Consider the following 5,415-nt stretch of genomic DNA (forward strand, 5'->3'; position numbering starts at 1 on the left):
GGCTGAGGTGACAGAGACCTCAGCCCGCTGCCATTTCAGCCCTTCGCCTTGCCGTATCCGCCGGCCGTCGGCGTGATCACCGTCACGGCCTCGCCGGCCTGGAGCAGGGTCTGGTCAGAGGGCTTCAGCTCCTCGACCGTCCCGGAGAGCCTGCGTACCAGCGTCTTGCCGAGTTCGCCCGGCTCGCCGCCATCCACGCCGAAGGGCCGGACCTTGCGGTGCGAGGCGAGGATCGCGCAATCCATCGTCTTGAGGAAGCGGATGGTGCGGCTGGTGCCGTCGCCCGCCGTCCATTCGCCCTTGCCGCCCGAGCCCTTCCGGATGTGGAAATCCTCCAGCACCACCGGGAAGCGCGTCTCCAGGATCTCCGGATCGGTCAGGCGCGAATTCGTCATGTGGACATGCACGCCCGAGGTGCCGTTGAAGCCGGGGCCAGCCGGCGAGCCCGAGCAGATCGTCTCGTAATACTGATACTGGTCGTTGCCGAAGGTCAGGTTGTTCATCGTGCCCTGCGAGCAGGACATCGCCTTGAGCGCACCGAACAATGTGTTCGTCACGGCCTGCGACACCTCGACATTGCCCGCGACCACCGCCGCCGGATAGCGCGGCGCCAGCATCGAACCATCCGGCACCACGATCTTGATCGGCCGGAGGCAGCCGGCGTTCATCGGGATCGCATCGTCGACCATGACCCGGAAGACATAGAGCACGGCGGCGCGCGTCACCGGCGCCGGGGCGTTGAAATTGTCCGGCCGCTGCTCCGAGGTGCCGGTGAAATCGACCGTCGCCTCGCGCTTCTCGCGGTCGATGGTGATCTTCACCTTGATCGCGCAGCCCTGATCCATCGGATAGGTGAATTCGGAATCGTGCAGCTTGGTGAGCAGCCGCGCGACACTCTCGGCCGCGTTGTCCTGGACATGGCCCATATAGGCCTGCACGACGTCGAGCCCGAAGGAGCCGATCATCTTCTTCAGCTCCGCCAGACCCTTCTCGTTGGCGGCGATCTGCGCCTTCAGGTCGTTGACGTTCTGCACGACGTTGCGGACCGGATAGCGCGCGCCGGTCAGGATCTTGACCAGCTCCTCCTCGCAGAAGCGGCCCTGATCGACGATCTTGAAATTGTCGATATAGACGCCCTCTTCCTCGATATTGGTCGCCAGCGGCGACATCGAACCCGGCGCGGTGCCGCCGACATCGGCATGGTGGCCGCGGCTCGCCACCCAGAACAGGATGTCCTTGTCCTCGGCATCGAAGACCGGGGTACAGACCGTGATGTCGGGCAGATGGGTGCCGCCATTATAGGGCGCGTTCAAGCAATAGACGTCGCCCGGCCTGATCACCGGATTATTGGCGATCACCGTCTCGACCGAACGGTCCATCGAGCCGAGATGCACCGGCATATGCGGGGCATTGGCGACGAGCGCGCCGGTCTGGTCGAACACCGCGCAGGAGAAGTCGAGCCGCTCCTTGATGTTCACGGAATAGGCGGTGTTCTGCAGCGTCACGCCCATCTGCTCGGCAATCGACATGAACAGGTTGTTGAAGATCTCGAGCATGACCGGATCGGCCTTGGTGCCGATCGCAGCCTGCTGGACCAATGCCTTGACGCGGACGAGGACGAGATGGTCCTTGGCCGTCAGCTTGGCGCTCCAGCCCTCCTCGACGACGACGGTCTGGTTCGGCTCGATGATGATCGCGGGTCCCGCGACGCTCGCGCCGGGCTTCATCGCCTCGCGCCGCACGATCGCCGCATCGTGCCACTGCCCCTTGGCGAAGAAACGGGTGCGCTCGGCGGCAACCGGCTCGCCGGCCTGCTCGGCCGCAGCAGCTTCCTCGAACTTCGCGCCACCGCCGACAGCCTCGACCTCGACGGCCTCGACGACCAGCGCCTTGGTCTCGTCCATGAAGCCGAAGCGCGCCTTGTGCGCGCCCTGGAAGGCCTCCTGCATCGCGGCGCGCGTCCCGGCCGGAACTGCAATGGCCGTATCGGTGCCGGCATAGCGGACATGGGCGCGCACATGGATCGCGATATCGCCCTCGGCCACGCCCTGTCCCGCAACCTCCGCCTTCGTGTCGGCAGCAAGCTTCGCGGCTACGGCGTCGATAGCGGCCTTCGCCTCGCCGTCGAGAGCGACGTCCAGCGCCGATGTGCGAGTCGAACGGATCTCGGCGAGCCCCATGCCATAGGCCGAGAGCAGGCCGGAGAACGGGTGCAGCAGCACCGTCTTGATGCCGAGCGCATCGGCCACGAGGCAGGCATGCTGGCCGCCGGCGCCGCCGAACGAGTTCAGCGCATAGCGGGTGATGTCGTAGCCGCGCTGCACCGAGATCTTCTTGATCGCCTCGGCCATGTTGGCGACGGCGATCTGGATGAAGCCGTCGGCGACCTCCTCCGGCGAGCGCCCGTCGCCGACCTCGGCCGCAAGGATCGCGAACTTGTTGCGGACGATGCCGACATCGAGCGGCTCGTCCTGCTTCGGCCCAAAGATCGCCGGGAAATAGGATGGGATCAGCTTGCCGACCATGACATTCGCGTCGGTCACCGCGAGCGGCCCGCCACGGCGGTAGGCGGCCGGGCCCGGATTGGCCCCGGCCGAATCCGGGCCGACGCGGAAACGCGCACCGTCATAGTGGAGAATGGACCCTCCACCGGCCGCGACGGTGTGGATCAGCATCATCGGCGCGCGCATGCGCACGCCGGCAACCTCGGTCTCGAAGGCGCGCTCATATTCGCCGTCGAAATGAGCGACGTCGGTCGAGGTTCCGCCCATGTCGAAGCCGATCACCTTGTCGAAGCCGGCCGAGCGGCCGGTCTCGGCGAGGCCGACCACGCCGCCGGCTGGGCCGGAGAGGATCGCGTCCTTGCCCTGGAAAAGCTCAGCGGCTGTGAGGCCGCCCGAGGACATCATGAACATCAATCGCGCGCCGGTGCGGGCGACATCGAGTTCCTCCGAAACCTGCTGCACATAGCGGCCGAGGATGGGCGAGAGATAGGCATCGACCACGGCGGTGTCGCCACGGCCCACCAGCTTCACCAGCGGCGAGACCTCATGGCTGACCGAAACCTGCGGGAAGCCGATCTCGCGGGCGATCCGGGCCGCGATTTGCTCATGCGCCGTGTAGCGGTAGCCGTGCATGAAGACGATTGCGATGGCCCGGAAACCGGCATCGTATTGCGCCTGAAGCGCGCTGCGGATCGCAGCCTCGTCGGGCGCGCGCTCGACCGTGCCATCGGCCAGCACACGCTCCTCGATCTCCTCGACGGCATCATATAGCGCCTCGGGCAGGATGATCTGCTTGGCGAAGATGTCGGGCCGCGCCTGGTAGCCGATGCGCAGCGCATCACGAAAGCCCTTGGTGGTGACGAGCAGCGTGCGGTCGCCCTTGCGCTCCAGCAGCGCGTTGGTGGCCACAGTCGTGCCCATGCGCACCTCGCCGACCGCCCCGGCCGGAATCGGCTCGCCGGTCTTGAGGCCCAGGAGATCACGGATGCCCTGCACGGCGGCATCGCGATAGGCGCCGGGATTTTCGGAGAGCAGCTTCCTGGCATGGAGATTGCCAGCCGGATCGCGCCCGATCACGTCGGTGAAGGTACCGCCGCGATCGATCCAGAAATCCCAATAGGCCGCCGACATAAGACGCTCTCCCCTTCGTCAAGCCAGCCATGATTACGCTGACATTTCATCGATAAATCGTCGATGAGTTATTGACAAGGAAATTCCGCCGGCTACGATCCCGATTGTGGCTGGAACATGGCTGAGGGGCCGGGCCGGCGCGAAAGTGGAGGATGCGACGATGCGAGCAACCCTGGCAACCGGGGGCGCGGGCGCCCGTGATCGGCGGGAGCGGCACGCGCCATGATCCGCCGCACGCTCGATACGCTCTATCTGCTGGCGGGCTATCTCGCCGGCTTATTCCTCGTCGCGATCTTCGCCCTGATGATGCTGCTTTCGGTCGGTCGCGAGATCAACCTGAACGTACCCTCGGGCGACGACTTCACCGGCTGGTCGCTCGTCGCCATGGCCTTCCTCGGCCTCGCCCATACCTTCAAGCGCGGCGAGATGATCCGGGTGGGCCTGCTGCTGGAGCGCCTGCACGGGCCGGCACGCCGGATCGCCGAGCTGGTCTCGCTGACCATCGCGGCAGCCTTCCTCGGCTATTTCACCTGGCAGGCCAGCGTCCTCGCCTATGATTCCTGGCGGTTCTTCGACATGTCGACGGGCGTGGTCTCGATCCCGCTCTGGATCCCGCAGCTCGGCATGGTCGCCGGCCTCGCGATCCTGCTGGTCGCGGTCGTCGAGGAATGGGTCATCGTCGCGCGCGGCGGCAAGCCGACCTACGAGCCCGAGCCGCCGACGACGACGGAAGAGCTGATCGAGCGCGTGGCGCAGGGCGGAGGCGTCTGAGCATGAGCCTCCCCGTTCTTTCGATCGTCCTGCTCGGCTTCCTCGTCCTCATTCTCGCCAGCGGCGTCTGGATCGCGGTCGGTCTCGGCCTCGTCGGCCTGCTCGCCATGATGCTGGTCACCGACATCCCGATCGGCCAGGTGCTGGCGACCACGGTCTGGAGCGCCTCCGCCTCCTGGACACTGGCCGCGCTCCCCCTCTTCATCTGGATGGGCGAGATTCTGTTCCGGACGCGGCTTTCGGCGCAGATGTTCCAGGGCCTCTCGCCCTGGCTGCAATGGTTGCCCGGCCGGCTGGTCCATACCAATATCGTCGGCTGCGGCATCTTCGCCGCCGTCTCCGGCTCCTCGGCCGCGACCTGTGCCACCATCGGCAAGATCGCCCTGCCGGAGCTGAAGAAGCGCGGCTATGACGAGGGCATCAGCATCGGCACGCTTGCCGGCTCCGGCACGCTCGGCCTGCTGATTCCGCCGTCCATCCCGATGGTGGTCTACGCCGTCACCGCCAATGTCTCGGTGCTACAGGTCTTCCTCGGCGGCTTTCTGCCTGGCCTCCTCGTGATGGCGCTCTACATGGGCTACGTCATCATCTGGTCCTGGCTGAACCCGAGCAAGGTCCCGCCGCGCGATCCGCCGCTATCCTTCATGGCGAAGGTGCGCCAGTCGGCCAATCTGGCGCCCTGCCTCTTGCTGATCGCGGCCGTCTTCCTCTCGCTCGTGCTCGGCTTCGCGACCGCGACCGAATGCGCCGCCTGGGGCGTCACCGGTGCGCTGGTGCTGGCCTGGTGGAGCGGCACTCTGACCTGGCAGACCTTCTACGAAAGCGTGATGAGCGCGACGCGCCTGACCTGCATGATCATGCTGATCCTGGCCGGCGCCGCCTTCTGCACCGCGGCGATGGCTTATACCGGCATCCCGGCGGCGCTGGCCGACTGGGTCAAGGGCCAATCGCTCTCGCCGCATATGCTCGTGCTGGCGCTGACCTGCATGTACATCATCCTGGGCTGCCT

3 protein-coding genes are annotated in these 5,415 nt (G+C 66.3%); 2 read left to right on the forward strand and 1 reads right to left on the reverse strand.

Annotated elements, in window-relative coordinates:
• Positions 1-35 precede the first annotated feature (35 nt).
• The gene (locus Q0Q02_RS23080; protein WP_293813088.1) at positions 36-3,635 is read right to left on the reverse strand and encodes a hydantoinase B/oxoprolinase family protein; all 3,600 of its coding nucleotides are present in this window, start codon (positions 3,633-3,635) and stop codon (positions 36-38) included.
• A 222-nt stretch (positions 3,636-3,857) separates the two neighbouring features.
• Between Q0Q02_RS23080 and Q0Q02_RS23085 the strand changes: the two genes are divergently transcribed.
• Positions 3,858-4,406: a TRAP transporter small permease gene (locus Q0Q02_RS23085; RefSeq protein WP_293813090.1), complete on the forward strand. Its 549-nt coding sequence runs from the start codon at positions 3,858-3,860 to the stop codon at positions 4,404-4,406.
• A gap of 2 nt (positions 4,407-4,408) precedes the next feature.
• On the forward strand, positions 4,409-5,415 hold a 1,007-nt coding region (locus Q0Q02_RS23090), incomplete at its 3' end, for a TRAP transporter large permease (protein WP_293813092.1).

The organism is uncultured Allobosea sp., assembly GCF_945956895.1.
Taxonomy (GTDB): Bacteria; Pseudomonadota; Alphaproteobacteria; order Rhizobiales; family Beijerinckiaceae; genus Allobosea.

Excerpts from the sequence above, each read along its gene's own strand:
- Q0Q02_RS23080 (WP_293813088.1), bottom strand. The coding sequence starts at position 3,635 with ATGTCGGCGGCCTATTGGGATTTCTGGATCGATCGCGGCGGTACCTTC.
- Q0Q02_RS23085 (WP_293813090.1), top strand. The coding sequence starts at position 3,858 with ATGATCCGCCGCACGCTCGATACGCTCTATCTGCTGGCGGGCTATCTC.